Source organism: Brevundimonas sp. UBA6550, from assembly GCF_002434505.1.
In the GTDB taxonomy this organism is placed as follows: domain Bacteria; phylum Pseudomonadota; class Alphaproteobacteria; order Caulobacterales; family Caulobacteraceae; genus Brevundimonas.
In genome coordinates this window covers 48,866-71,908 of record NZ_DJKE01000003.1, presented here as the reverse complement: position 1 = coordinate 71,908, position 23,043 = coordinate 48,866, and the positions used below count along the sequence as shown (strand labels likewise).

Annotated in this window: 24 protein-coding genes; 10 read left to right on the top strand and 14 right to left on the bottom strand. The window is 68.8% G+C overall.

Annotated elements, in window-relative coordinates; genetic code table 11:
• Positions 1–156: 156 nt before the first annotated feature.
• Positions 157–462, top strand: a complete 306-nt coding sequence (locus tag B3Z70_RS02735; protein ID WP_292024495.1) for a UrcA family protein — start codon at positions 157–159, stop codon at positions 460–462.
• On the opposite strand, the gene B3Z70_RS02730 is transcribed toward B3Z70_RS02735, so the two are convergent.
• From B3Z70_RS02730 to B3Z70_RS02710, 5 genes are all read right to left on the bottom strand, one after another.
• Positions 459–956 carry a GNAT family N-acetyltransferase gene (locus B3Z70_RS02730; RefSeq protein WP_292024496.1) on the bottom strand — a complete coding sequence of 166 codons (498 nt, stop codon included), beginning with the start codon at positions 954–956 and terminating at the stop codon, positions 459–461. The genes B3Z70_RS02735 and B3Z70_RS02730 overlap by 4 nt on opposite strands.
• On the bottom strand, positions 956–1,405 hold the full coding sequence (locus B3Z70_RS02725) for a DUF1178 family protein (protein ID WP_292024498.1): 450 nt from the start codon (positions 1,403–1,405) through the stop codon (positions 956–958). Before B3Z70_RS02725 ends, B3Z70_RS02730 begins: the two co-directional genes overlap by 1 nt.
• Positions 1,406–1,412: 7 nt before the next feature.
• Positions 1,413–2,252 (bottom strand): carbon-nitrogen hydrolase family protein, encoded by an 840-nt coding sequence (locus B3Z70_RS02720; protein WP_292024500.1) that lies wholly within the window; start codon positions 2,250–2,252, stop codon positions 1,413–1,415.
• Positions 2,253–2,256: 4 nt separating this feature from the next.
• Positions 2,257–2,514: a glutaredoxin 3 gene (gene grxC / locus B3Z70_RS02715; RefSeq protein WP_248120638.1), complete on the bottom strand. Its 258-nt coding sequence runs from the start codon at positions 2,512–2,514 to the stop codon at positions 2,257–2,259.
• 63 nt (positions 2,515–2,577) lie between these two features.
• Positions 2,578–3,384 (bottom strand): ComF family protein, encoded by an 807-nt coding sequence (locus tag B3Z70_RS02710; RefSeq protein WP_292024502.1) that lies wholly within the window; start codon positions 3,382–3,384, stop codon positions 2,578–2,580.
• Between B3Z70_RS02710 and B3Z70_RS02705 the strand changes: the two genes are divergently transcribed.
• Positions 3,383–4,285, top strand: coding sequence for a class I SAM-dependent methyltransferase (locus B3Z70_RS02705; protein ID WP_292024504.1), 903 nt, complete (start codon positions 3,383–3,385; stop codon positions 4,283–4,285). The genes B3Z70_RS02710 and B3Z70_RS02705 overlap by 2 nt on opposite strands.
• 182 nt (positions 4,286–4,467) lie before the next feature.
• On the opposite strand, the gene B3Z70_RS02700 is transcribed toward B3Z70_RS02705, so the two are convergent.
• Genes B3Z70_RS02700 through B3Z70_RS02675 form a run of 6 tightly spaced genes read right to left on the bottom strand, consistent with a single transcriptional unit; the run spans position 4,468 to position 7,829 of the window.
• On the bottom strand, positions 4,468–4,647 hold the full coding sequence (locus B3Z70_RS02700; protein WP_292024507.1) for a Flp family type IVb pilin: 180 nt from the start codon (positions 4,645–4,647) through the stop codon (positions 4,468–4,470).
• A 25-nt stretch (positions 4,648–4,672) separates the two neighbouring features.
• Positions 4,673–5,086 (bottom strand): (deoxy)nucleoside triphosphate pyrophosphohydrolase, encoded by a 414-nt coding sequence (locus tag B3Z70_RS02695; protein WP_292024509.1) that lies wholly within the window; start codon positions 5,084–5,086, stop codon positions 4,673–4,675.
• The gene (locus B3Z70_RS02690) at positions 5,083–5,367 is read right to left on the bottom strand and encodes a hypothetical protein (protein WP_292024511.1); all 285 of its coding nucleotides are present in this window, start codon (positions 5,365–5,367) and stop codon (positions 5,083–5,085) included. The genes B3Z70_RS02695 and B3Z70_RS02690 overlap by 4 nt, the downstream gene beginning before the upstream one ends.
• The gene (locus B3Z70_RS02685; protein WP_292024512.1) at positions 5,339–5,563 is read right to left on the bottom strand and encodes a colicin E5-related ribonuclease; all 225 of its coding nucleotides are present in this window, start codon (positions 5,561–5,563) and stop codon (positions 5,339–5,341) included. The genes B3Z70_RS02690 and B3Z70_RS02685 overlap by 29 nt, the downstream gene beginning before the upstream one ends.
• On the bottom strand, positions 5,563–6,945 hold the full coding sequence (gene argJ, locus B3Z70_RS02680; protein WP_292024515.1) for a bifunctional glutamate N-acetyltransferase/amino-acid acetyltransferase ArgJ: 1,383 nt from the start codon (positions 6,943–6,945) through the stop codon (positions 5,563–5,565). Before argJ ends, B3Z70_RS02685 begins: the two co-directional genes overlap by 1 nt.
• On the bottom strand, positions 6,942–7,829 hold the full coding sequence (locus B3Z70_RS02675; protein ID WP_409514375.1) for a peptidylprolyl isomerase: 888 nt from the start codon (positions 7,827–7,829) through the stop codon (positions 6,942–6,944). Before B3Z70_RS02675 ends, argJ begins: the two co-directional genes overlap by 4 nt.
• Positions 7,830–8,117: 288 nt before the next feature.
• Between B3Z70_RS02675 and secA the strand changes: the two genes are divergently transcribed.
• The 4 genes from secA to B3Z70_RS02655 are packed head-to-tail and all read left to right on the top strand — an operon-like array spanning position 8,118 to position 12,759.
• Complete coding sequence (gene secA / locus B3Z70_RS02670; RefSeq protein WP_292024518.1) at positions 8,118–10,967, top strand: preprotein translocase subunit SecA; 2,850 nt, start codon at positions 8,118–8,120, stop codon at positions 10,965–10,967.
• A 57-nt stretch (positions 10,968–11,024) separates the two neighbouring features.
• Positions 11,025–11,306, top strand: a complete 282-nt coding sequence (locus B3Z70_RS02665) for a ribbon-helix-helix domain-containing protein (protein WP_292024520.1) — start codon at positions 11,025–11,027, stop codon at positions 11,304–11,306.
• Positions 11,303–11,602: a type II toxin-antitoxin system RelE/ParE family toxin gene (locus tag B3Z70_RS02660; RefSeq protein ID WP_292024522.1), complete on the top strand. Its 300-nt coding sequence runs from the start codon at positions 11,303–11,305 to the stop codon at positions 11,600–11,602. The genes B3Z70_RS02665 and B3Z70_RS02660 overlap by 4 nt, the downstream gene beginning before the upstream one ends.
• Complete coding sequence (locus tag B3Z70_RS02655; RefSeq protein WP_292024524.1) at positions 11,599–12,759, top strand: aminotransferase class V-fold PLP-dependent enzyme; 1,161 nt, start codon at positions 11,599–11,601, stop codon at positions 12,757–12,759. Before B3Z70_RS02660 ends, B3Z70_RS02655 begins: the two co-directional genes overlap by 4 nt.
• On the opposite strand, the gene B3Z70_RS02650 is transcribed toward B3Z70_RS02655, so the two are convergent.
• The gene (locus B3Z70_RS02650; protein WP_292024526.1) at positions 12,760–13,641 is read right to left on the bottom strand and encodes a hypothetical protein; all 882 of its coding nucleotides are present in this window, start codon (positions 13,639–13,641) and stop codon (positions 12,760–12,762) included.
• A 463-nt stretch (positions 13,642–14,104) separates the two neighbouring features.
• On the opposite strand from B3Z70_RS02650, the gene B3Z70_RS02645 reads away from it, so the two are divergent.
• Together B3Z70_RS02645 and B3Z70_RS02640 are read left to right on the top strand one after the other, a co-directional pair.
• Positions 14,105–18,970 (top strand): NAD-glutamate dehydrogenase, encoded by a 4,866-nt coding sequence (locus B3Z70_RS02645; protein ID WP_292024527.1) that lies wholly within the window; start codon positions 14,105–14,107, stop codon positions 18,968–18,970.
• A gap of 82 nt (positions 18,971–19,052) precedes the next feature.
• Positions 19,053–19,520, top strand: a complete 468-nt coding sequence (locus tag B3Z70_RS02640) for a universal stress protein (RefSeq protein WP_292024529.1) — start codon at positions 19,053–19,055, stop codon at positions 19,518–19,520.
• Between the two features lie 23 nt (positions 19,521–19,543).
• Here the strand turns inward: B3Z70_RS02640 and B3Z70_RS02635 are convergent, their stop codons facing one another.
• Both B3Z70_RS02635 and timA read right to left on the bottom strand, forming a co-directional pair.
• Entirely contained in the window at positions 19,544–20,671 is a 1,128-nt protein-coding gene (locus B3Z70_RS02635) for an MltA domain-containing protein (protein WP_292024532.1), read from the bottom strand.
• Positions 20,671–21,309 carry a TIM44-related membrane protein TimA gene (timA, locus tag B3Z70_RS02630; RefSeq protein WP_292024551.1) on the bottom strand — a complete coding sequence of 213 codons (639 nt, stop codon included), beginning with the start codon at positions 21,307–21,309 and terminating at the stop codon, positions 20,671–20,673. Before timA ends, B3Z70_RS02635 begins: the two co-directional genes overlap by 1 nt.
• A 210-nt stretch (positions 21,310–21,519) precedes the next feature.
• Here timA and secB point away from each other — a divergent pair, with 210 nt between their 5' ends.
• Both secB and B3Z70_RS02620 read left to right on the top strand, forming a co-directional pair.
• Positions 21,520–22,044, top strand: a complete 525-nt coding sequence (secB, locus tag B3Z70_RS02625; protein WP_292024534.1) for a protein-export chaperone SecB — start codon at positions 21,520–21,522, stop codon at positions 22,042–22,044.
• 7 nt (positions 22,045–22,051) lie between these two features.
• Positions 22,052–23,002: a DMT family transporter gene (locus B3Z70_RS02620; protein ID WP_292024536.1), complete on the top strand. Its 951-nt coding sequence runs from the start codon at positions 22,052–22,054 to the stop codon at positions 23,000–23,002.
• The last annotated feature ends 41 nt before the right edge of the window (positions 23,003–23,043 follow it).

The following is a 23,043-nucleotide window of genomic DNA, read 5'->3' as shown; positions in this document are numbered from 1 at the left end:
CAGGCAAGAGCGGCGAAACGCCAGAGCGGGCGTTCGCGGCGTCGATTCCAAGCTTACCGATATTTCATCCGCTTGGCCGCATCCGACGCGCTCGAACGCCGCCTCCTAACAGCAACGGACCTGAAGCCGGGTCGTGCTGATGCAGGAGATGACGAGATGACCGCGATGCTGGGACTGATGCTGGCCGGCGCCTTGCTGGGCGGACCCGCGCCGGACATGCGGGTCGAGGCGCAGGGGCTGAACATGGCTCGGGCGGGCGATCCGATGATCCTGGCGGGCCGCATCCGGGCCGCCAGTCGCGACTGGTGCGCCGCGCACCGCGCCTTCCTGACCCCGGATTCCGTGGGCGACCCGCGCGTCTGCGAACGGGAAATGCGCCGCCGGGCCTCCAACGCCATACCCCGACCTCAGCGTCTGGACTTCGTGCGCGCCGGGGGACAGACGGCGCTGAACCGGCCCTAAAGCGGCCTCAGCATATAGCGGGCGTCCGAACCATAGCTGGCCAGCTTGGCCGCCATGGCGTCGGCGGGCTGTTCGACGAACCCGCGCCGGGACCAGAAGCCCACGGCGTCGTTGACCGCCACCAGGGCGATCATGGGCCAGCCGTCCTCTTTCGCCTGGTCGGCCAGCCGTTCGACGATGGCGCCGGTGACGCCCCCGCCCCGCGCTTCGGGGTGCAGGGCCAGATCATGCAGATAGATCAGGGTCGGGTCGGTCGGCAGGCCCTCGATCACCGTATTCAGCGGCGGCGCGCTCTCGGCCTTCCACGGATAGGCGATCAGATAGCCGCGCGCCGGCCCGTCTGCGTCCGCCAGCACGAAACACCCGCGCGGATAAAGCGCCAGACGGTTCTCGAAACAGGCCCGGTCCTCGAAATGATCGGGAAACGACAGGCGCGCCACATCGACCACCGCCGGGATGTCGTCGGGCCGCATGGGCCGCCATTGCAAAGTCATCAGTTCACCTTCGAGGGATCGGGCGGGGCGTCGGGCAGGGCCGAGACGGGGACGCCGTCGTCCTTCAGCTTCCTGACGTCGGCGGGCGTGGCCTCGCCGTAGATTTCCCGCTTTTCGGAACGGCCTTCGTGGATGTCGCGCGCCTCGCGGGCGAAGGCGTCGCCGACATAGTCGAAGTTGGCCTCGACATGGGCCCGAACCTCGCGCGCCGCCTCCATCATCATGGTCTGCATCTTGCGCATGGCCTCGGGCGCGGCCGGGTCCGGCGCGGCGTCGGCGCGCCTCGTCCCGCTGACCGACGGCGCCATGACGGCCTTCTCGACCCCGCGCGAGCCGCAGAACGGGCATTCGACCAGGCCGCGCGCCGCCTGGTCGTCATAGTCGGACGACGAGCCGAACCAGGCCTCGAACCCGTGGTCGTGGTCGCATTTCAGGGCGTATCGGATCATGGACGGATCAGGCGGGCGGCAGGAATTCGCGGTCGTGGGTCAGGGCGGGTATGGCGCGACGGGCGCGCGCCACGGCCTCCATGTCCAGTTTCGCCCGCACGATGCAAGGGTCGTCGTGATCGGCCCTGGCCATCACCTCGCCCCACGGCCCAACGACGGTGGAACGGCCCCAGGTGCGCCGGCCGTCCTCGTGCAGCCCGCCCTGCGCGGGGGCCAGCACGAAGGCGCCGGTCTCGATGGCGCGGGCGCGCAGCAGCGTCTCCCAATGCGCCTCGCCGGTCGGGGCGGTGAAGGCGGCCGGGACCGCGATCATCGACGCGCCTGCCCTGGCCAGATGGCGATGCAGGTGGGGAAAGCGGATGTCGTAGCAGATGGTCAGCCCCAGCCGACCCCACGGCGTATCCGCGACCGCCGCCGCATCGCCCGGCCGCACCGCCGCGCTTTCGCGATACCGTTCGCCGTTCGGCAGATCGACGTCGAAGACGTGCAGCTTGTCATAGCGCGCCGTGATCGCGCCCGAGGGATCGACCAGCAGGGAGCGATTGGCCGCTCGCGCGTCCCCGGCATGGCCGGATCGCACGATGGCCGATCCGATCAGCAGCCAGACGCCCAGTTCCGCCGCCAGACGACGCAGGCCCAGAACCGCTACATCCTGATCCTCGTCGGCTATGGCGGCGTCGCGGCGGTCACGCCGCTGCTCCAGCAGATTGGTCCCCTCGGGCGTCAGGACCAAGCGCGCCCCGCCCGACGCCGCCTCGCGGATCAGCGGCTCGACATGGGCCAGGCCCGCCGCCGCCGTCGCCGGGGTGCGGGTCTGGATCAGGGCGATGTCGATGCCGCCGCTCATGACGTCAGGCGGCCAGCAGGGCGTCCAGCTTGCCGTCGCGGTCCAGCGCGTGGATGTCGTCGGACCCGCCGACGTGCCGGCCGTCGATGAAGATTTGCGGGAAGGTCATGCGGCCGCCGGACTTCTCGACCATCTCGGCCTTCTTGGCGGGATCGTTGGAGGCGACGATCTCTGTGTAGTCCGCGCCCTTCTTCTTCAGCAGCGACATGGCGCTGAAGCAGTAGGGGCAACCGGGTTTGGTGTAGATGACGACGTCGGCCAAAAGTACATCTCCAGAACTGAGGGGCCTTGCGGCGGCGCGCCTAGGCGCGCCGAGCGATAGGGCCTACATAACGATTTCGCGGGCGTTTCGCACCCGGGCGACGACCGCCAGGTCCACGGCCCGCGCCCCGGCGTCCAGCAGGGCGCGCGCGCAGGCCTCGGCGGTGGCGCCCGTGGTCAACACATCGTCGATCAGAAGGATGCGCCGCCCCCGCACGCGCCGCCGTCCCGCCTCGGTCACGACGAACGCCGTCTTCACGTTCAATCGCCGCCCGCGTCGGCTCTTGCCGCCCTGACTGGTGGTGTGGACCGTTCGGATCAGGGCGTCGGGCAAATAGTCGCGCCCCGCGCTGCGGGCCAGGGGTCGGGCGATCTCCGCCGCCTGATTGAACCGGCGCGACAGCAGCCGGAGCCGGTGCAGCGGCACCGGGACGACGGCGTCCGCCGCCTCGACCAGTTCGGCCGAGGCCCGGCCGATCCAGCGGGCGAACAGCGGCGCGAACTGCTGCTGGTCGCCGTGTTTGTAGCGCAGGATCAGGCCGCGCGACGCCTCGTCGTACAGACACGCCGCCCGCGCCCGCTCGAAGGCATAGGGCTGGGCGATGCAGGCCGCGCAACGGGCCTCGGCGAAGGCGCCGCCGTCATAGTCAAACGCCGCCCCGCAGCCGTCGCACACCGGCGCCTCCAGAAACCTGATCCTGCTCCAGGCGTCGGGCGTCAGGCCGGCGGCGGCCGTCGCCTCGCGGCTGTCGTGGGCCATGGGCGGCAGGATCAGGTCGGCCAGCGCCCGTCCCCAACCGGCCCCGTTCGTCCGCAACCGTCGTCCCGCCCCTTCCCAGGCGCGCCGCCAGCCCCCATCCTGCAACGTCATGACCATTCCCCACGCCCCTTCCGAAGGCCCGCCGCGCATCTTCGACGCCGACCGCCGTCAGGCCCGCCTGACGCGCTCGGCCGGCCGCTTCGATCAGGCCGACTTCCTGCATGTCCGCGCAGCCGAGAACGCCGCCGAGAGCCTTGAGGCGATACTGCGCGATTTTCCCGTCGCGGTCGATCTATCCGCCCGCCCCGGCGTGTTCGACCGGGCGGTGCGCGCCGGCGACGCGGCCGAAAGGGTCGGCCCCGTCGTTGCGCCTCTGGACCTCGCGCAGCGGGCGGCGCCCGGCGCCCAGGCCCTGCCTTTGGACCCAGGCTCGACCGATCTGATCGTCTCCCTCCTGACCCTGCACTGGGCCAACGACCTGCCCGGCGCCCTGGCCCAGATCAGGCGCGCCTTAAAGCCCGACGGCCTGTTCATCGGCACGCTTTTCGGGGCGGGCACGCTGAAGGAGCTGCGCGGCGTCCTGACCGAGGCCGAACTGGCCGAGCGCGGCGGCGCCCAGGCGCGGGTCTCGCCCTTCGCCGACGGTTATGACGGCGCGGCCCTGCTGCAGCGGGCCGGTTTCGCCCTGCCCGTCTCGGACGTGGATCGGTTCACGGTGCGATACCCGGACCTGTTCGCCCTGATCCGCGATCTGCGGGCCATGGGCGAGACCAATGTGCTGCAGGGGATGGTGCGCCCGCTGAACCGTCGCATCGTCGCCCGGGCGGCGGCCCTCTATGCCGAACGCCACGGCCTGGAGGACGGTCGCATTCCCGCGACGTTCGAGATCATCCACCTGGCCGGCTGGAAGCCGCACGAAAGCCAGCAGAAGCCCCTGCCGCGCGGCTCGGCCAAGACGCGGCTGGCCGATGCCTTGGGCGTTCGGGAAATGACGGGCGAGGAACCGACCTAGGCTCGACATCCATTTGTTTGGACAGGTTTCCCAAATCGTCATTCCGGGTCTGAGCGGAGCGAAGAACCCGAGACGCATGCGCGCCGCTAGACGCACTTGAAGCCTGATCTGCGCCTCCTGGCTTCCGGGTTTGTCCTTCGGACGCCTTGGAATGACGTTATCAGGCTGAGTGGCGATTGAACTTAACCGCCGAATGCAGCGCTCAGCTTGGCGAAGGTCACGGCCAGGAAGCCGTTGTCGATGTTCGCTATCAGCCCGATCGAACCCATCAAGGCCAGGAAGATCAGACCGCATATCAGGCCGTATTCGATGGCGGTGGCGCCGCAGCCGTCGCGCAGGAACCGGCCGATAAGACGTCGCATGGCCGGCCTCCCTCGTCGGCGGCGGTTACAGCAGGTCGCGCAGCCAGGCGACCAGGGGCTCGTCCGCCGGCGGCATGGGATAGTCCGAAAGTCTGTTCGGCTTCACCCAGGCCAGGCCGTCATGTTCACGCGCCGTGACCACGCCGTCCCACCGTCGGCACAGATACAATGGCATCAACAGATGAAACGAATCGTAAGCGTGGCTGGCGAAAACGAACGGCGACAGACAGTTTTCGCTGACGTCGATGCCCAGTTCTTCCTTCAGCTCGCGGATCAGCGCCTGTTCGGGCCGTTCGCCCGGCTCGACCTTGCCGCCCGGAAACTCCCACAGTCCGGCCAGTTTCTTGCCTTCGGGCCGTTTGGCGATCAGCACCCGCCCATCGACGTCGATCAGGGCGACGGCGACGACCAGGACGGTGGGAAGAGGTTCGGCGCTCACCCGGCTTTCCGCAGCCACTGATTGGACCGTTCGTCCATGTCCAAGGCGCGCGCGACGGCGACCAGCACCTCCGCATCGCCATTCGCGCGTCGCTCCACCACCACTTCGTCCCCCGGCCCGAACGCCCATTGCTCGTCCTGCGGAGCCGGCTCTTCGCTGAGGTGGAAGACGTGGTCGCTGACGGCCTTGGCCTTCACCGGCCGCCAGACATCGACCACCTCGTCCACGATGCGCACATGGACTTCCGCCCAGTCAGTAGATGAAGCCGTCGCCGCCGACATGGATGATCTCTCCAGACTCGTCCTCGATGACCACCGAGCGACCCGTCACGGGATGAATATAGCGCGTCGCGGGCCGATCTGTCTCGCGGTTCACCGTGGCGATGCGCGCGCCCTTCGACACGGCCTCGGCGATCTGATCGTCGGTCCAGCCGCGGCCGACCATCTGACGCCGAAGCTTTTCCGGCCTCTTGACCATCAGCTGCGATAATCGCCGTTGATCTCGATGTAGCCTTTGGTCAGGTCGCAGGTCCAGACGGTGGCCGAGGCGCGGCCGGACCCGACGTCGACGGTGATGTCGATCTCGGGGTTCTTCATATAGGCGGTCATCCTGGCCTCGTCGTAGGTCGGGGCCGGGGCGCCGTCGATGGCGGCCTGGTGCGGGCCGAACCTGATGGCCAGGCGGTCGCGGTCGACCGGCTCCTCGGTCTTGCCGACCGCCATGACGACCCGGCCCCAGTTGGCGTCCTGACCGGCTATGGCGGTCTTGACCAGGGGGCTGTCGGCGATCGACTTGGCCAGTTTCCGGGCCGAGGCGGGGCTGGCGGCGCCGTCCACCGTGACCTTGACGAACTTGGTCGCGCCCTCGCCGTCGCGCACCAGCTGGTGCGCCAAATCCAGCATCACCTTGTCCAGGGCGGCCGAGAAGCTCTTAAGCCGCCGGTCGCCGACCCGGCCGATGCGCGGCGCGCCCGACGTGCCGGTGGCGAACAGCAGGGCCGTGTCGTTGGTCGAGGTGTCGCCGTCCACGGTCACCGAGTTGAAGGTGGTGCGGACATGCAGGCCCAGCAGCGCCTGCAACACATTGGGGTGGATATCCGCGTCGGTGACGATGAAGGCCAGCATCGTCGCCATGTCCGGCGCGATCATGCCCGACCCCTTGGCGATCCCGGCGATGCGGACCTTGTAGCCCTCGATCTCGGCCTCGGCGTAGGCGCCCTTGGGGAAGGTGTCGGTGGTCATGATGCCGCGTCCGGCCCTGGCCCAGGCGTCGGCGTCCAGACCCTGTTCGATCTCGGGCAGTTTGGCGACGATCTTCTTTTCGTCCAGCACCACGCCGATCACCCCGGTCGAGGCCAGCATGACGTCGCGCTGGCGACAACCGAACCGTTTGGCGACCTCTGAGGCCGTGCGGCGCGCGGCGTCTGCGCCCGCCTTGCCGGTGAAGGCGTTGGCGCAGCCGGCGTTGACGACCAGGGCGCGCACGTCCTTGCCGCCCTCGGATCCGCCTAGATGCTTCTTGCACCAGTCAACGGGCGCCGAGCCGATCTTGTGGCGGGTGAAGACGCCGGCGCAGCTGGTCCCGCGCGCGAAGTGGAACACCACCAGATCGTCGCGTTCGTGCTTGTAGAAGCCGGCGCGGGCGGTGGCGATCTCAACCCCGCCGATGGGCGGAATGGTCGGAAAGGGCACGGCCAGCGGCGAGATGGCCAGGCCCGGCTTGCCGGCGGCGGCCGGCGGCGGCACAGGCTCCGATCCTGGCGTGCGCGTCGCGCGCTTCAACGCCGTGGCGAAGGGGTCCAGCGCCTTCTCCAGTGCGTGCTCGATCTTCTGGCCGGTCGTGGAGGGGGGCTTGGTCATGGTCGGGCAGCCGGTTCGGAAGGTTGGGCGGGCGCGGCGGAGGCGGGATTGGCGGGCGGCGTCGGCTGACCGGGCAGGCGGACATCGACCTTGGCCTTGCCGCGAAGCTGCTCCAGCAACTGGCGCACCCCCTCATAGGTCAGATAGCGCACGATCTGCGGCCGGGCCTGCTCCAGGGTGGGCGGCGTCTCCTTGCGTCGATCCTCCACCCGCAGCACCGCCCATCCGCCTTCGGTCTGGAACGGCCCGACCAGGGCGCCCGCCGGCTTGTCGCGCAGGGCGTCGGCATAGGCCTGGGGCATCACGTCCGGCGTCGAATAGCCCAGGTCGCCGCCCGAGAACCGCGTCGCCTCGTCGATGGACCGCTCCATGGCCACCGCCTCGAACCCGGCGCCCTGGCCCAGTATGCCGATCACCGCGTCGGCGTCGGCCTTGGTGCGCGACAGGATCAGCCGCACCCGGATCTCCTCGGCGTTCTTCGCCAGCCGCAGCTGTTCGTTGTAGAGCGTCTGCACCGCCTGGTCGGACACGGCCTTGTCGACCACGCTCTCCACCAGCATGTCGCCCAGGATGCGTTCGCGCGTCGCCTCCAGCCGGCGCTGGGCCAGGGCCGAGGAATCCAGCCGTCGCCGTTGCGCCTCGCCGGCCAGCAGCTTCTGGTCGATCACCTCGTCCAGCACCCGGCGGAACAGGTCCGAGGTGATGTCCAGCGGCTCGCCCTCGCCGATCAATCCCTGCGCCACCGCCTCGCGCTTGACGTCAGACGCCCAGATGGTCCGGTCCTGCACCGTCGCCACCGCCCGGTCGCCCGGTTCGGGCGGACGGTCGCCCCCGCCGCGCGAACAGGCCGCCGTCGCCAGGCCGGCGGCCAGAAGCACCGCCAGGACCGGGGTTTTTCGCGGGTGTGAGGGTCGCCGGAATGGGTTCAAGGGGGCGCTCCGTCGAAGGCGGCCGAAAGCCCCTCGCGTTGACAGGGGTTAGGCCGGTGCTTAAGTCCGCCCTGCGCCCAAGTCGAGGGGTTTTGATCGTCTGCGCGGCCCTTCGCGCGCGCCCGGTTCCGGCGCGCCGCGGCCGTCATCGGTTCGGGCCTCTCTCGCGGCGTCCCTATCGCCGCCCTTACGGGATTTCAGAGCCGCTCAGCTCGCAGACGCTCGACCGCTACCGGACCCATCATGCTCGGCTTCGCCAAGAAATTTTTCGGCTCTTCCAACGACCGCAAGGTCAAGTCCTTCCAGGACCACGCCCAGCGCATCAATGCGCTGGAGCCCAAGTTCGCGGCCTTGTCCGACGACGAACTGCGCATGATGACCGACGCCTTCAAGGATCGTCTGGCGAACGGCGATTCCCTGGAGAAGATCCTGCCTGAAGCCTTCGCCGTGGTGCGCGAGGCGTCCAAGCGGGTGCTGGGCCAGCGTCAGTACGACGTGCAGCTGGCCGGCGGCATGATCCTGAACGAAGGCGGCATCGCCGAGATGCGGACCGGCGAGGGCAAGACCCTGGTCGCCGTGGCGCCGGTCTATCTGAACGCCCTGGCCGGCAAGGGCGTGCACGTCATCACCGTCAACGACTATCTGGCCCGCCGCGACGCCGAGACGATGGGCAAGGTCTATCGCTTCCTGGGTCTTGAGGTCGGGGTCATCGTCAATGGCCTGTCGCAGGGCCAGCGCCAGCAGGCCTACAACGCCGACGTCACCTACGGCACCAACAACGAGTTCGGTTTCGACTATCTGCGCGACAACCTGGTCTATGACCGGCGCGAGATGGTGCAGCGGCCGCACAACTTCGCCATCGTCGACGAGGTCGACTCCATCCTGATCGACGAGGCGCGGACACCCCTGATCATCTCGGGCCCGACCGAGGACCGCTCGGATCTCTACAAGGTGCTGGACGGCCTGATCAAAGAGCTGATCAAGGACAAGGACACCTTCGAGCTCGACGAGAAGCAGAAGCAGGTTCTGCTGACTGAACTGGGTTCGGAGCGGATGGAAGAGGCGCTGGAGGCCGGCGGTCACTTCGCCGCCGACACCACCGGCTTGTACGACGCCGCCAACATCAGCCTGGTTCACCACGCCAACCAGGCCCTGCGCGCCAACACCCTGTATCAACGCGACAAGGACTATATCATCAAGGGCGGCGAGATCGTTCTGATCGACGAATTCACCGGCCGGATGATGACCGGCCGCCGCCTGTCCGAAGGTCTGCACCAGGCCATCGAGGCCAAGGAGGACGTCAAGATCCAGCCCGAGAACCAGACCCTGGCCTCGGTGACGATCCAGAACTACTTCCGCCTGTACGAAAAGCTGTCGGGAATGACCGGCACGGCCGCGACCGAGGCTCAGGAGTTCGGCGACATCTACAAGATGGACGTGCTGGAGGTGCCCACCAACCGCCCGATCCAGCGCAAGGACTTCGACGACGAAGTCTATCGCACCCACGACGAGAAGAACCAGGCGATCGCCAGACAGATCGCCGAATGCCACCTGGCCGGCCAGCCGATCCTGGTCGGCACAGTGTCCATCGAGCGTTCGGAACAGCTGTCGGAACTGCTGAACCGCTACGAGCACAAGGTGGAGGTCTCGCGCGCCCTGAAGAAGGAGTTCGCCGGCAAGACCAAGGAAGCCGAGAAGATCGGCGACGCCGCCTATGACATCACCTACGAAACCCGGCTGCGCGGCATTCCGCACAGTGTCCTGAACGCGCGCCAGCACGAGCAGGAAGCCTATATCGTCGCCGACGCCGGTCTGCCGGGCGCGGTGACCATCGCCACCAACATGGCCGGCCGCGGCACCGACATCCAGCTCGGGGGCAACCTCGAGATGAAGATGCAGAAGTGGATGCTGGAACAGCGCAACATGGCTGTCGAAGTGACCCACGAGATGGAGGTCGCTCAGGAAACCCAGTTCAAGGCCGACATCGCCGTTCAGAAGAAGATCGCGCTGGACGCCGGCGGCCTGTTCGTCCTGGGCACCGAACGCCACGAGAGCCGCCGTATCGACAACCAGCTGCGCGGCCGCACCGGCCGTCAGGGCGACCCCGGCGTGTCGAAATTCTATCTGTCCTGCGAGGACGATCTGCTGCGCATCTTCGCCGGCGACCGTCTGGACTCGATCATGAAGACCTTCGGCGTGGCCGAGGGCGAGGCCATCACCCACCCCTGGCTGAACCGCGCCATCGAGACCGCCCAGAAGCGCGTCGAGACCCGCAACTACGACATCCGCAAGAACCTGCTGAAATACGACGACGTCGTGAACGACCAGCGTAAGGCCGTGTTCGAGCAGCGCCAGGAGTTCATGGACTCCGAGGACCTGTCCGAACTGGTCGGCGACTTCCGCCGCGACGTGGTCTCCGACCTGGTCGAACGCTACATGCCGCCCAAGGCCTATGCCGAACAGTGGGATATCGACGGCCTGGACGAGCGCGTCCGCTCCACCCTGGGTCTGGAGCTTCCGCTGCACGACTGGGCGGCCGAGGAAGGCGTCTCCAACGAGGAGATCGAGGAACGGCTGCTGGAAGCCGCCGACGCCCGCGCCGCCGAACGTCTGGACATGATCGGCGCCGAACAGACGCGCGGTCTGGAAAAGCAGTTCATGCTGCAGATGATCGACATGCAGTGGCGCGAACATCTGGTCCATCTGGACCATCTGCGCGGCGTCATCGGCCTGCGCGGCTATGGCCAGCGCGACCCGCTGCAGGAGTACAAGACCGAGGCCTTCTCCCTGTTCGAGAGCCTGCTCTACGATCTGCGTCACAACGTCACCCGCTGGCTGATGACGGTGGAGTTCCGCTTCCAGGCGCCGCCCGAACTGCCCGAGTTCCAGGAAATCCACCTGAACCCCGGCACCGGCGAAAACGAGATGGCCAATCCCTCGGCCCAGAACCCGGAAGAGACCCTGATGGGCGACGACCGCGCCAGGCTGCCGGTCGAGATGCTGCCGCCCGGCTGGGAAATGACCGGCCGCAACTCCCCCTGCCCGTGCGGGTCCGGCCGCAAGTTCAAACATTGCCACGGCGCGCTGGTCTGATCGGCGCCGCTTGCCTCGCCGCGGTCTCTGGACGATCCTGATCGAAAGGAGACCGCGATGGGCAGACACGAACGGATATCGACGGATCTGCCGGCCCATATGATGGGCGAGTTGAAGGCCGCCGTCGACGCCGGTGAGTTCGCTTCGACAGGCGACGCCGTGCGGGACGCCCTGACGCATTGGCTGGTCGCCCGCGCTACCGCGCCGATGAGCGCCGACGAACTTACACGGCGCCTTCAGTCCGAACAGGACGGTCCGGGCGAAGACGCCGACGCGGTGTTCGACCGGCTGGAGGCCAAATACCGCGCCCTGGCTTCTGCGGACCAGCCCAAGGCATGAAGGTCGTCTTCTCGCCGGGCAGCGAGAGGGATCTGGAACAGATCGCCGACCATATCGCCAAGGACAATCCGCGCCGCGCTTTGAGCTTCGTCCGCGAACTTCGCGCGGCCGCCCATGCCTTGAAGCAAGATCCCGAGAGCCGACCCCGGGCGAACTTCGATCCGCGCATCCGGCGATCCGTCCACGGCGCCTACAATCTCTATTACGCCGTCCTTCCCGGCGAACTCCGCTTCCTGGCCGTCATCCATGGTTCGCGAGCGGACGACGCCCTCCTGTTCGATCTGGTCAAGCGATGAGCCATAAACCTCTCTTCTCCCGCGCCCTGTCGGCGGCGCCGGATCGGCTGCATTTCGCGGCGCACAGCCATCATCTGTGGCCCGACGCCAGTTTCGAGGCCCAGCAACAGTCGTGGCTCGACGCCAATCTGCACGCCGATCACAAGTGGGACCTGGTGTTCGGCCAGGTGATCCCTGAGGCCCAGGCGCAGGTCGCCGCCGAGTTGACCCTGCCCTCGCCCGACAGCGTCGTCTTCTCCTCCAACACCCACGACTTCCTGCTGCGCCTGTTTTCGGGCGTGGAGCGGTCGCCGGTGCGCATCCTGTCCACCGACGGCGAGTTCCATTCCTTCCGGCGTCAGGCGGATCGGTGGGAAGAGGTCGGAGTGGCGGTGGTGACGCGCGTGCCGCTGGCGCCCTTCGACACCTTCGCCGAGCGTTTCGTCGCCGAGGCGAAGGCCGGCGCCTACGACTGGATCGTGGTCAGCCAGGTCTTCTTCCGCACCGGAGGCCTGTTCGACCGGATCGAGGATCTCGCCGCCCTGGCTCGACCCGAAGGTCCGTGGGTTCTGGTCGACGGCTATCACGGCTTCATGGCCACCCCGACCGACCTGTCGGCGGTGGCGGACCGGGTCTTCTACGTCGCGGGCGGCTATAAATACGCCATGGCGGGCGAGGGCGCCTGTTTCCTGCACGCCCCGCCCGGCTTCTGCCCCCGGCCGGTGGTCACCGGCTGGTTTTCGGAGTTCGGCGATCTGACCGGGCCGCCCGGCGGGGTGCAGTATCGCAGCGACGGCGGCCGGTTCTGGGGCGCGACCTTCGACTGTTCGGCGCTGTATCGCTTCAATGCGGCCAGGCGGATGCTGAGCGCCGAGGGCCTGGACACCGCCGCCGTCGCCGCCCACGCTCGCGATCTGGCCGCCCGGTTCCAGTCGGCGGTGATCGAGGGACGCGCGGGGCCGCTGTCAGAAGCCGAAATCCTCAATCCGGTCGAGGGCCTGGCGCCGCGCGCCCGTTTCCTCGCCTTGCGGCATTCCGACGCGCCCGTTTGGTGCGCCGCCTTGAGACAGGCAGGCGTCGTCACCGACGTCCGCGACGACGTCATCCGGTTCGGCTTCGGCCTGTATCAGGACGCCGACGACGTGGATCGGCTGATCGCCGCCTCCGCCGCCCTCTGATCAGTAGAAGGTGGCGTCTTCCTGCTGGGTCGGCGCCGGCGCTGCACGAGGCGAAGGCCGCGTGGAGGGCGCCGAAGGCCGTGTCGGCGCCGGATTCTGCGCCTGGGTCGGCGGCGTGACGCCCGGTCCGCTCGGCGCATTGACCGGCGGAATGGCGGGCAGGTCGGGATAGGGCATGGCCGGCGTCCCGCCGTCGGGCGCCGCCTGGTCTTCGTCAGGCGCCGAGGTCGCGCTCGGCGGCGCGCCCAATCGATCCGGCGCCCCGACATCGTCGCGGATGAAGGCCCAGGCCCGGCTGTCGGCGCAGCCGCAGGCCTTCAGGAACCCGTCCCGGTCGCGCCACAGGATCAGCGGATAGCTGATCTTGACCCCGGACTCGCGCAGCATCCGGCCCAGTTGTTCGTCGAACTGTCGTCCGGCCTCGACCACGGCCGACCGCGCCAGATTGCCGTCCGCCTGGGGCAGGCCGGCGGCGGTCCAGCTGCTGGGAGGAGTGGCCATCCAGCGTTCATAGAGCGGCCAGTCCCGGCTCAGCCACAGTTCGGCGACCGTGGCCCGTTCGGCGGCGGTGGATCGCGGCGTCCCCTCCGCGTCCGGCCGGGCGAACAGGATGAAGCGCGTCTCTACCCCCGCCGCCTTCAGCTTGGGCGCCTCGTCGCGCAGATAGCGATGGCCCGACGCGCTGTCGCGATAGGTGACGATGTAGAGCGGCTGGCCGCCGCTGCCGTCCGACACCCAGGACGCCTCGTCCAGCAGCCTTTGCACCTCGCCGGCATTGCGGCTGATCGTGACCGGCTGGAACCGGGAATAGAAGTTCCAATAGGCCCAGTAGCCCGCGCCCGCGAGCAGCAGGCCGACCACGGCCGCGACGATGGACCCCATGATAAATCGACGCATATCGACCCGGTGCTACAGCTTCACTTTTGAACGCCATCAACGCTTAGCATCGAAATCCGTTGTCCGCGCCTCGGCGTGTTTCGCGCCGCCGCGCGTCGCGGCCAAAATGTCGCGAAAAATCGCGCCCGCCCGCCCTTGAACGGCGAAACGGCCTTCCCATCTCCCATTTCGAAGCTGCGGGACACCCCCCCCTCCGTACCGCAGCGAAGCGAGATCGGCGCCCTCCCCTCCCCTCCAGGCGCCGCTCGCGCAGGCCGCCGGACTCCCCCAGTCCGGCGGCTTTCTGCTTTGTGGCGCTGCACAATAATTCCAAGCTGATCACTGATCATTACAATGATCGGTCTCCAGGGGCTTCCCGCGCGACCGGTCCTGGCCTAGTCAGCAGGGGCGGCGCCACGTCGCGCCACTTCTCCAGCGGCCCCGCCGCGTTGTTCGAGACTGCTCGTCCATGACCGCCCCCGATCTGCGCCAATCCGTCGTCCAGCCGATCACCGAGGCCGCGTTGGAGGCGGCCTTCGCCCGGATCGTGGGAACCGGGCCGGGCGCGACGGAGAAGGTCTATCTGGCCCAGGCGTACGAGGATTACGCCGCCGACGAGACGCCGGAACTGGGCGGCGAGGACTTGGCCGCCCTGCTGGCCGCATCCTGGACGGCCGCCAGGGCCTATGCCGCCGACGCCGCGGCGCCGGTCATCACCGTCGGTCCGATGCACGGCGTGGACGGCAAGGCGCTGGACTACGACCTGGTGCGCATCGTCCAGGCGGACGCCCCCTTCCTGGTCGACAGCGTCATGGGCGCCCTGGCCGAGGCCGCCGTCTCGGTGCGCGCCCTGTTCCACCCGGTGGTCGATCTGGACGGCCGTCGTCTGTCGATCATCATGCTGGTCATCGACAGCGTGCCGCAGGAGCGTCGCGACGTTCTGGGCGAGGGCCTGGCCCAGAGCCTGGCCGACGTCCACGCCGCCGTCGCGGATCATGAGGCCATGACGGGCCTGATGCGCCAGGCGGTCCAGCGGCTGGAGGCCACCCCGCCGTCCGCCGTCGATCAGGCGGTCCTGGCCGAGAACATCGCCTTCCTGAAATGGCTGAAGAGCGACCATTTCGTCTTCCTGGGCGCGCGCGACTACGACTATCCGCGCACCGCCGGCGGCGACTACGAAGCCGAGGCGCCCCTTAGCCAGTCCGGCCAGGGCCTGGGCATACTGGCGGACCCCGAGCGCACCGTGCTGCGCCGCGCGTCCGAGCCGGCGGTTCTGACACATCAGATGCGCCGCCAGCTGGATCTTTCCGAGCCGGTCACGGTGGCCAAGGCCAACGCCCGCTCGCGCGTGCATCGCCGCGCCTATATGGATTACGTCGGGGTCAAACGTTACGGCGCGGACGGAAAGGCGACGGGCGAGACCCGTTTCGTCGGCCTGTTCACGTCCGAGGCCTACGACCAGCTGGCGACCGAGGTGCCGCTGCTGCGCCGCAAGGTGGCCAACGCCCTGGCCCGCGCGGACAAGGCGCCCGGCAGCCACAACGAAAAACGCCTGAAGAACATCCTGGAGAATTATCCGCGCGACGAGCTGTTCCAGATCAGCGAGGACGAACTGCTGTCCATCGCCCTGGGCATTCTTCACCTGTACGACCGGCCGCGCATCCGGCTGTTCTCGCGCCAGGATCCGTTCGACCGCTTCGTCTCGGTCCTGTGCTTCATCCCGCGTGAGAAGTTCGACGCGGCGGTGCGCGAGCGCATCGGCCAGATCGTCGCCCGCGCCTGGGGCGGCCGGATCTCGGCCTGGTATCCGCAACTGTCCGACGCGCCGCTGGTGCGGGTCCACTATATCATCGGCGTGACGCCCGGCGATCACCCGGTGCCCGATCCCGTTCAGCTGGAGGCCGACGTCGCCGAGGCCGGGCGCGGCTGGGTCGATCGCTTCGAGGCGGGCCTGCGCCGGTCGGGCGTGGAGGAGGTTTCGGTCGGGCCCATCAGCGCCAAATGGACGCGGGCCTTCGGCGCCGGCTACCGCGACCGCTACGACGCCGACGAGGCGGCGCTGGACCTGCAGTTCATGACCCGGCTGAACGACACCGGCGCGCCGGGGGAGGGGGAGCCCGTCGCCGTGCGCGCCTTCCGCACGCCGGACGACAGCCGCCTGCAGTTCCGCTTCAAACTGTATCGTCGCGGCTCGGCCGTGCCCCTATCCGACGTCCTGCCGATCCTGGCCGACATGGGGCTGAAGACGCTGGAGGAATACGGCAACGCCATTCGTCCGCTGGGCGACACCGAGATCCACATCCACGAGTTCCTGATGGAGGATCCGCGCGGCGAAGCCCTGGTCTTCGACGATGTGAAGGGGCCGTTCGAGGACGCCTTCGCCGCCGTCTGGACCGGCCGCAACGAAAGCGACGGCTTCAACCGGCTGGTGGTCGAGCTAGGCGTCGAATGGCGCGAGGCGGCCCTGATCCGCACCCTGGCCCACTATCGCCAGCAGACAGGCCTCGATCCGTCCCAGACCGTGCAGGAAGAGGCGCTGCGCGAATATCCCGACGTGGCCCGCGCCCTGCTGTCGCTGTTCAAGGCCAAGTTCGAACCGGCCGCCGGCGGATCGGCCGACGACCGCGCCTCGGCCGTCGCCGAACTGGAAGGCAAGATCACCGCCCTGCTTCAGGACGTGAAGAGCCTGGACCACGACCGGGCGCTGCGCCGCATCGCCGCCCTGATCGGCGCGATCAAGCGCACCAACTATTTCCAGCATGACGCCGACGGCCAGCCCAAGCCGCACATCGCCATCAAGATCGCCTCGCGCGAGCTGGACGACCTGCCCCTGCCGAAACCTTATCGGGAGATCTTCGTCTGGGCGCCGCACGTCGAGGGCGTTCACCTGCGCTTCGGTCCCGTGGCGCGCGGCGGCCTGCGCTGGTCGGATCGCCGCGACGACTTCCGCACCGAGGTTCTGGGTCTGGTCAAGGCCCAGCAGGTCAAGAACGCCGTCATCGTGCCGGTCGGCTCCAAGGGCGGCTTCTATCCCAAGCAACTGCCCCGCACGACGGACCGCGAGGCCATCCAGGGCGAGGCCATTCGCGCCTATCGCACCTTCCTGTCCGGCCTGCTGGACATCACCGACAACATCGCCGCCGACGGTTCGGTGGTCCATCCAGCCGATGTGATCGCCTGGGAAGGCGACGACCCCTATCTGGTCGTGGCCGCCGACAAGGGCACGGCGACCTTCTCGGACATCGCCAACGGCGTCTCGGCCTCGTACGGCTTCTGGCTGGGCGACGCCTTCGCCTCGGGCGGCTCGGTCGGCTACGACCACAAGGCCATGGGCATCACCGCCCGCGGCGCCTGGGAGGCGGTCAAGCGCCACTTCCGCGAGATGGGCAAGGACATCCAGACCCAGCCCTTCACCATGGTCGGCGTCGGCGACATGTCGGGCGACGTCTTCGGCAACGGCGCGCTTCTGTCCAAGGCCACGCGCCTGGTCGCCGCCTTCGACCACCGCGACATCTTCATTGATCCGAACCCGGATCATGTGACGGGATGGACCGAGCGCAAGCGCTTGTTCGACCTGCCGCGTTCGTCCTGGCAGGACTATGACAAGGCGCTGATTTCGGAGGGCGGCGGCGTCTTCTCCCGCTCGGCCAAGTCCATCCAGCTGACGCCCCAGATCAAGGCCGCGCTGGACATTTCCGACGACGTCCTGGACCCGATCAGCCTGATCCGCGCCATCCTGAAGGCGCCGACCGAGCTGCTGTATCTCGGCGGCATCGGCACCTATGTGAAATCGCCCGCCGAGACCGACGCTCAGGTCGGCGACAAGGGCACCGACGCCCTGCGCATCAACGGCGACGAACTGCGGGTCAAGGTGGTGGGCGAGGGGGCCAACCTGGGCTTCACCCAGGCGGGACGCATCGTGTTCGGCCAGAACGGCGGCCGCATCAACACCGACGCCATAGACAACTCGGCCGGGGTGGACACCTCCGACCACGAGGTCAACATCAAGATCCTGGTCGGCTCGGCCGTGACCAACGGCGTCCTGCCGATGGAGGAGCGCACGCCGCTTCTGGCCTCGATGACCGACGAGGTGGGTCTGAAGGTTCTGGCCCACAACTACGACCAGACCCTGGCCCTGACCCTGCAACAGGCGGAAGGGGCCGGCGCCCTGGACGCCCAGCAGCGGTTCATGCAGGCGCTGTCGGCGCGTGGGAAACTGGATCGCAAGGTCGAGGGCCTGCCCGGCGATGTCCGCGTCAAGGAGATGATGGCGGCAAACATCGCCCTGTCGCGGCCTGAACTGGCGGTCCTGACGGCCTACGCTAAGCTGGAACTGTCCGACGACATCGTGGCCTCGAGCGCGCCCGAGGATCCGTTCTTCGAACAGATACTGGTCCGCTACTTCCCCGACGCCCTGGCCCGGTTCGAGCCGGAGATGAAGAGCCACCGTCTGCGGCGCGAGATCATCGCCACCGTCATGTCCAACGAAGTCGTCAACATGTGCGGCCCGACCTTCCCCGACCGCCTGCGCGGCTCGGCGGAATGCGACACCACGGCCCTGATCATCGCCTTCGAGGCCGCGCGCCGGGTCTTCCGCCTGGACCAGGCCTGGGACGCCGTCTCGGCCCTGGACCTGAAGATTTCGGCCGAGGCGCAGACCGCCCTCTATCGCGAGATCGCCGTGGTCCTGCGTCGCCAGACCTTCTGGATGGCCCGCCGCGCCAAGACCGGCGTCTCGGTCCAGGGGCTGATCGACCGCTATCGCCCCATCGCCGACGCCCTTCAGGCCGAGGGCGCGCCGGTGCTGTCGCGGTTCGAGCAGGGGCGGCTGGACGCGCGGGTCAAGACCTTCGCCGACATGGGCGCGCCCGAGGATCTGGTGCGCAGCATCGCCATCATGCGACCGCTGGTCGCCGCCTCCGACATCGGCGACCTGGCGCAGGAGGCGAACTGGCCTGTCGCGGCCATGGCGCGCCTGTATCACCAGGTCGGGGCCGCCTTCGATTTCGACCGCCTGCGCGCGGCCGCCGGCTCCATTCCGTCTGCGGATCATTTCGACCGTCTGGCCGTTCGTCGCCTGATCGAGGACCTGATGAACGAACAGGCCGCCCTGACCCGCGCCGTCGCCGGCGCCTCCGATCCGTCGGTTGGCGTCAGCGAGGATGCGGCCGAGGGCGCCGTGGACGCCTGGATCGGCTCCAAACAGGCGGCGGTGCAGGGCGTGCGCGCCTCGGTGGACGAGATCGAACAGTCCGGCTCGGGCTGGACCTTCGCCAAACTGACCATCGCCAACGCCACGATCCGCGACCTGGCGTCGAGCGCGACGCGCGGCTGATACGGGCCTGAGCCAGAGGCGGCTTGACGGAACGCCCGTTCAGCCGCCTCTTCTCGTCCGACATCAGGCTGGGGAGGCCGCAATGCCGAGAAAATTCCTCGTCGTCGTCGACGACAGTCCCGAGTTCGAGGCGGCCCTGCGCTTCGCCTCGCGCCGGGCCAAGTCGACGGGCGGGCGCGTGGTCATGCTGCGCGTCCTGCCATCCGACAGCGACGCCCACTGGTCGGGCGCGCGCGAAGAGATCGCCCGCCAGCAGCGCGAGGAGGCGGAGGGCCTGCTCAATCGCCTGGGCGAGGAGGCGATGGCCCGCTCGGGCGCCGCGCCCGTCTTCCTGATCGAGACCGGCGACGCCCAGGGCGCCATCAGAAAGGTCGTCGCCGCCGACCCGGACATCAAGATCCTGGTCCTGGCGGCCGGGACGGGCTCGCGCGGACCCGGGCCCCTGGTCTCGGCCATCATCAAGCACGGCGCCCAGATCGGCGGGCGCAAACTGCCCGTCACCATCGTCCCCGGCGAACTGACCGAGGACGAGATCGAGGACCTGGCTTAAGGCTCAGGAACAGGGGAGGGCGCTCAGCCCCTCGGAACCAGACGCCACATCCGCAAGGGGTGGCGCACGGTCCCGGCCTCGGCCCCTGCGGCGTCGCCGCGGCCCATATAGAGGTCGGCCCGCACCGGGCCGCGAATGGCCGAGCCGGTGTCCAGCGCCATCGCCAATCCGCGATAGCTGGCGCTGGCGCCGCGCAGATTGCCGCCGTCGGCCTCCAGCCAGACCAGTTCGCCATAGCGCCAATGGGCCGGATCGACCGCGATGGCGCGCCGTTCGGTCAGGGGCACGCCGGCGGCGCCGGCCGGATGGCCGTTATCGTCCGGGTCCAGACGGAAGAAGATGTAGCGCGGGTTCAGCGCCATCACGGCCTGGGCCTGATAGCCCCGATGGTTGGCCAGCCAGCCCCGGATCGCATCGCCCGATGTGCCGTTCTGCGGCAACAGTCCCTGTTGCGCCATCGGCCGGGCGATGCCGACGAAGGGCTTGCCGTTGTCGGCGGCGTAGGCGGCGCGGCCCCGCGTCCCGTCCTCGAACGTCAGATAGCCCGAACCCTGGATCTGCAGGAAGAACAGGTCCTCGGCCCGCATCCAGGCCAGGGCCTGATCCGGTCGCGCGGCGGATTCGATATAGGCCCGGTCGCCCGCCGCGCGCGGATTGGCGGGCTTGGGCAGGACCGGCGCCGAAAACTCCGCGTCCGGGCGGCGGCGCGCCGGATACTCAGGCGCGAAATAGGAGGTCAGCAGGCCGGGCCGCCCGTCTGAGGTGGTCGCCGGTACAGCGCTGAAACTGGCCTCGAAGAAGGCCCGCGCGTCCGAAGGCGTCAGGGTCATGGTCGTCGCCATGGCCTTGGCGCGGGCGCAGACCCTGCGTGCCGCGTCCTCGCGCGCCGCCCCGCACCCGTCCACATAGGCGCGGAAGGCGGCCAGATGATCCTCGTCGTTCCATCCGGGCAGGACGGCGGGGCTCAAGGCGTTGGACGGCGTCGGCGGCGGTCCGCCCGGGTTCGGCGACGGCGTATAGGGGACGGGCCCGCCGGGGATCGCGCCGGGCGTCGGCCGATGCGGCGTCATCGGCGCCGACGAACAGGCGGCCAGCACCATCAATCCGGCCAGGCCCAGCGATCCGCCGCCCAGACCTCTCGGGCCGGGCATCAGGCGTTGGCCGGCTCGACGCGCGCCAGGACCCAGTTCGGATCGGCCGCGCCCAGGGTGCGCTCGAACGTCCAGTGTTCGGCGGTGCGGCGTTCCTCGACCAGCGGCTCGCCGGTCTCGGAATCGGCCGTCTCGCCCGAGGCCTTGGTGACCCGGCTACGCAGTTCGGCCAGGAAGCGCACCTTGGCCACCGCCCGGTCGCCCTCGGCCGTCGCTCCTTCCAGGTCGGCGCGGGGCGGAAACAGGAACTCGACCGATTCCGTCTCGCCGCGCGTCTCGCGCGCCGCGATGCCGGCCTCGAACGAGGCCATGACATTGGGCTTCAGCAGGGGCTTCAGCGCCGCCCGGTCGCCCGAGGCGTAGCCGCGCACGATGGTCTCATAGGCCTGACGCGCCCCGTCCAGGAACCGCGCCGGGTCGAAGGCCGGATCGCGCGCCTTCAGGGTGGCGATGGAGGCCAGGGTGGCGGGGTCGACGGCGGGCGTGGCCGGCGCCTCGTTCGGCGTCGGCCCGGCGACGGCCGCCTTGGCGTCTTCCTGCGGCTGACGGCCGACCCGCTTGCCCAGCACATTGTAGAGCTGGAACAGGACGATGGCCGCGATCACGGCGAAGACGACGATCTGGAACTGGACCGGCAGGTTCAAGGCGGAATTCCTGTAGCGGGCGACGGGCGCGCCAGACGGCTGTCTGCCGTGATTAGGGTGTCATATAGGGCGAGGCAAGGCGAACCGCGCCCCCAATCGCGCGCGCGACATTGCGGCCAAGCGTCCCGGCATGGTAGTCGCGGCGCCTCATTGCCGCCTTATCGGCCGCCATCCGTTTCCCGAAACCGCTTCAAAGACCGCTCCATGACCGACGCCGCCCCCCCTGCCGAAGGCCAACCCCAACAAGGCGACCAGGGCCAGGCTCAGCAGGGCCAGCCCGCCGGCCCCGGCTTCCGCATCCTGGCCCAATACGTCCGCGACTTCTCGTTCGAGAACCCGCGCGCCCCGGAATCCCTGCGCATCGACGGCAAGCCTGCCATCGACCTGGGGGTCGAAATGGCCGCCCAGGGCCGCCCGGACGGCCTGTTCGAGCTGGACCTGAAGCTGTCGATCAAGGCGACCCACGAGAACCAGCCCGTGTTCCACGTGGAACTGGTCTATGGCGGCCTGTTCCAGCTGGCCAACGTCCAGGAGCAGGACATCGAGCCCCTGCTGCTGATCGAATGCCCGCGCTACCTGTTCCCGTTCGCGCGCGAGATCATCTCCGGCGCCACGGCCGACGGCGGCTTCTATCCCCCGTTCCAGCTGGATCCCGTCGACTTCGCCGCCATCTATATCGCGCGTCAGCAGCAGATCGCCCAGCAGCCGGTCGAAACCGGGCAGGCCTAAGCCGGTCGTGCCCGCGCCTGAACGGCCGGGGCGCGAACCAACCCTGCCCGCCGGCGAGGACATCGCCGGCGGCATCGTCCTGCGCATCGCGGCGGCGGGCTGTTTCTCGATCATGGCGGCGGTGCTGAAACTGGCGTCGCGGGACGGCGTGGTGGCGTCCGAGATGCTGTTCTACCGCGCCTTCTTCGGCCTGCCGGTGGTGCTGGCCTGGGTGCTGACCCAGCCGGGCGGGCTGGCGAGCCTGAAAACACGCCGGCCCCTGGCCCATGTCGGCCGCAGCGCCCTGGGCATCCTCTCGATCCTGTGCGTGTTTCAGACCCTGACGCTGCTGCCGCTGGCCGACGCCACGACCCTCAGCTTCACCGCCCCCATCTTCGCCACCCTGCTGTCCTTCCTGATCCTGAAGGAGGCGGTCGGCCCGCGCCGCTGGGCCGCCGTCGCCGTGGGCTTCATCGGCGTGGTCATCGTCATGCGGCCGGGTGCGGGCGATCATGCCGTGCCGGTCGAAGGGATCGCCTTCGGACTGGTCGCGGCCCTGCTGACGGCGGGCGTGACCATCACCCTGCGCCAGTTGCGCGACACCGAACACGTCGCCGCCATCGTCTTCTGGTTCTTCGTCGGTTCGTCGACCGTGGGGGCGATCCTGTTGCCCATCGTCGGCCATTGGCATTCGCCTCTGACCTTCGCCCTGCTGATCGGCTCGGGCATCGCCGGCGGCCTGGCCCAGCTGTTCATGACCGCCTCGCTGCAAAAGGCGCCGGTCGCCGTTGTCGCCCCCTTCGACTATCTGCAGATCGTCGGCGCCATCGTCTTCGGCTGGTGGCTGATGTCCACGACGCCGACCCTCACCACCCTGTCCGGCGCCGCCCTGATCGCCTCCAGCGGCCTCTACACCGCCTGGCGCGAACACATCCGCCGAAAGGCTGCCCTGATCCAACCGACGGCGCCGCCGGTTTAGCCGCCGCTTCTCAATCGCTGTTTCGTCATCCCAGGGCCTGT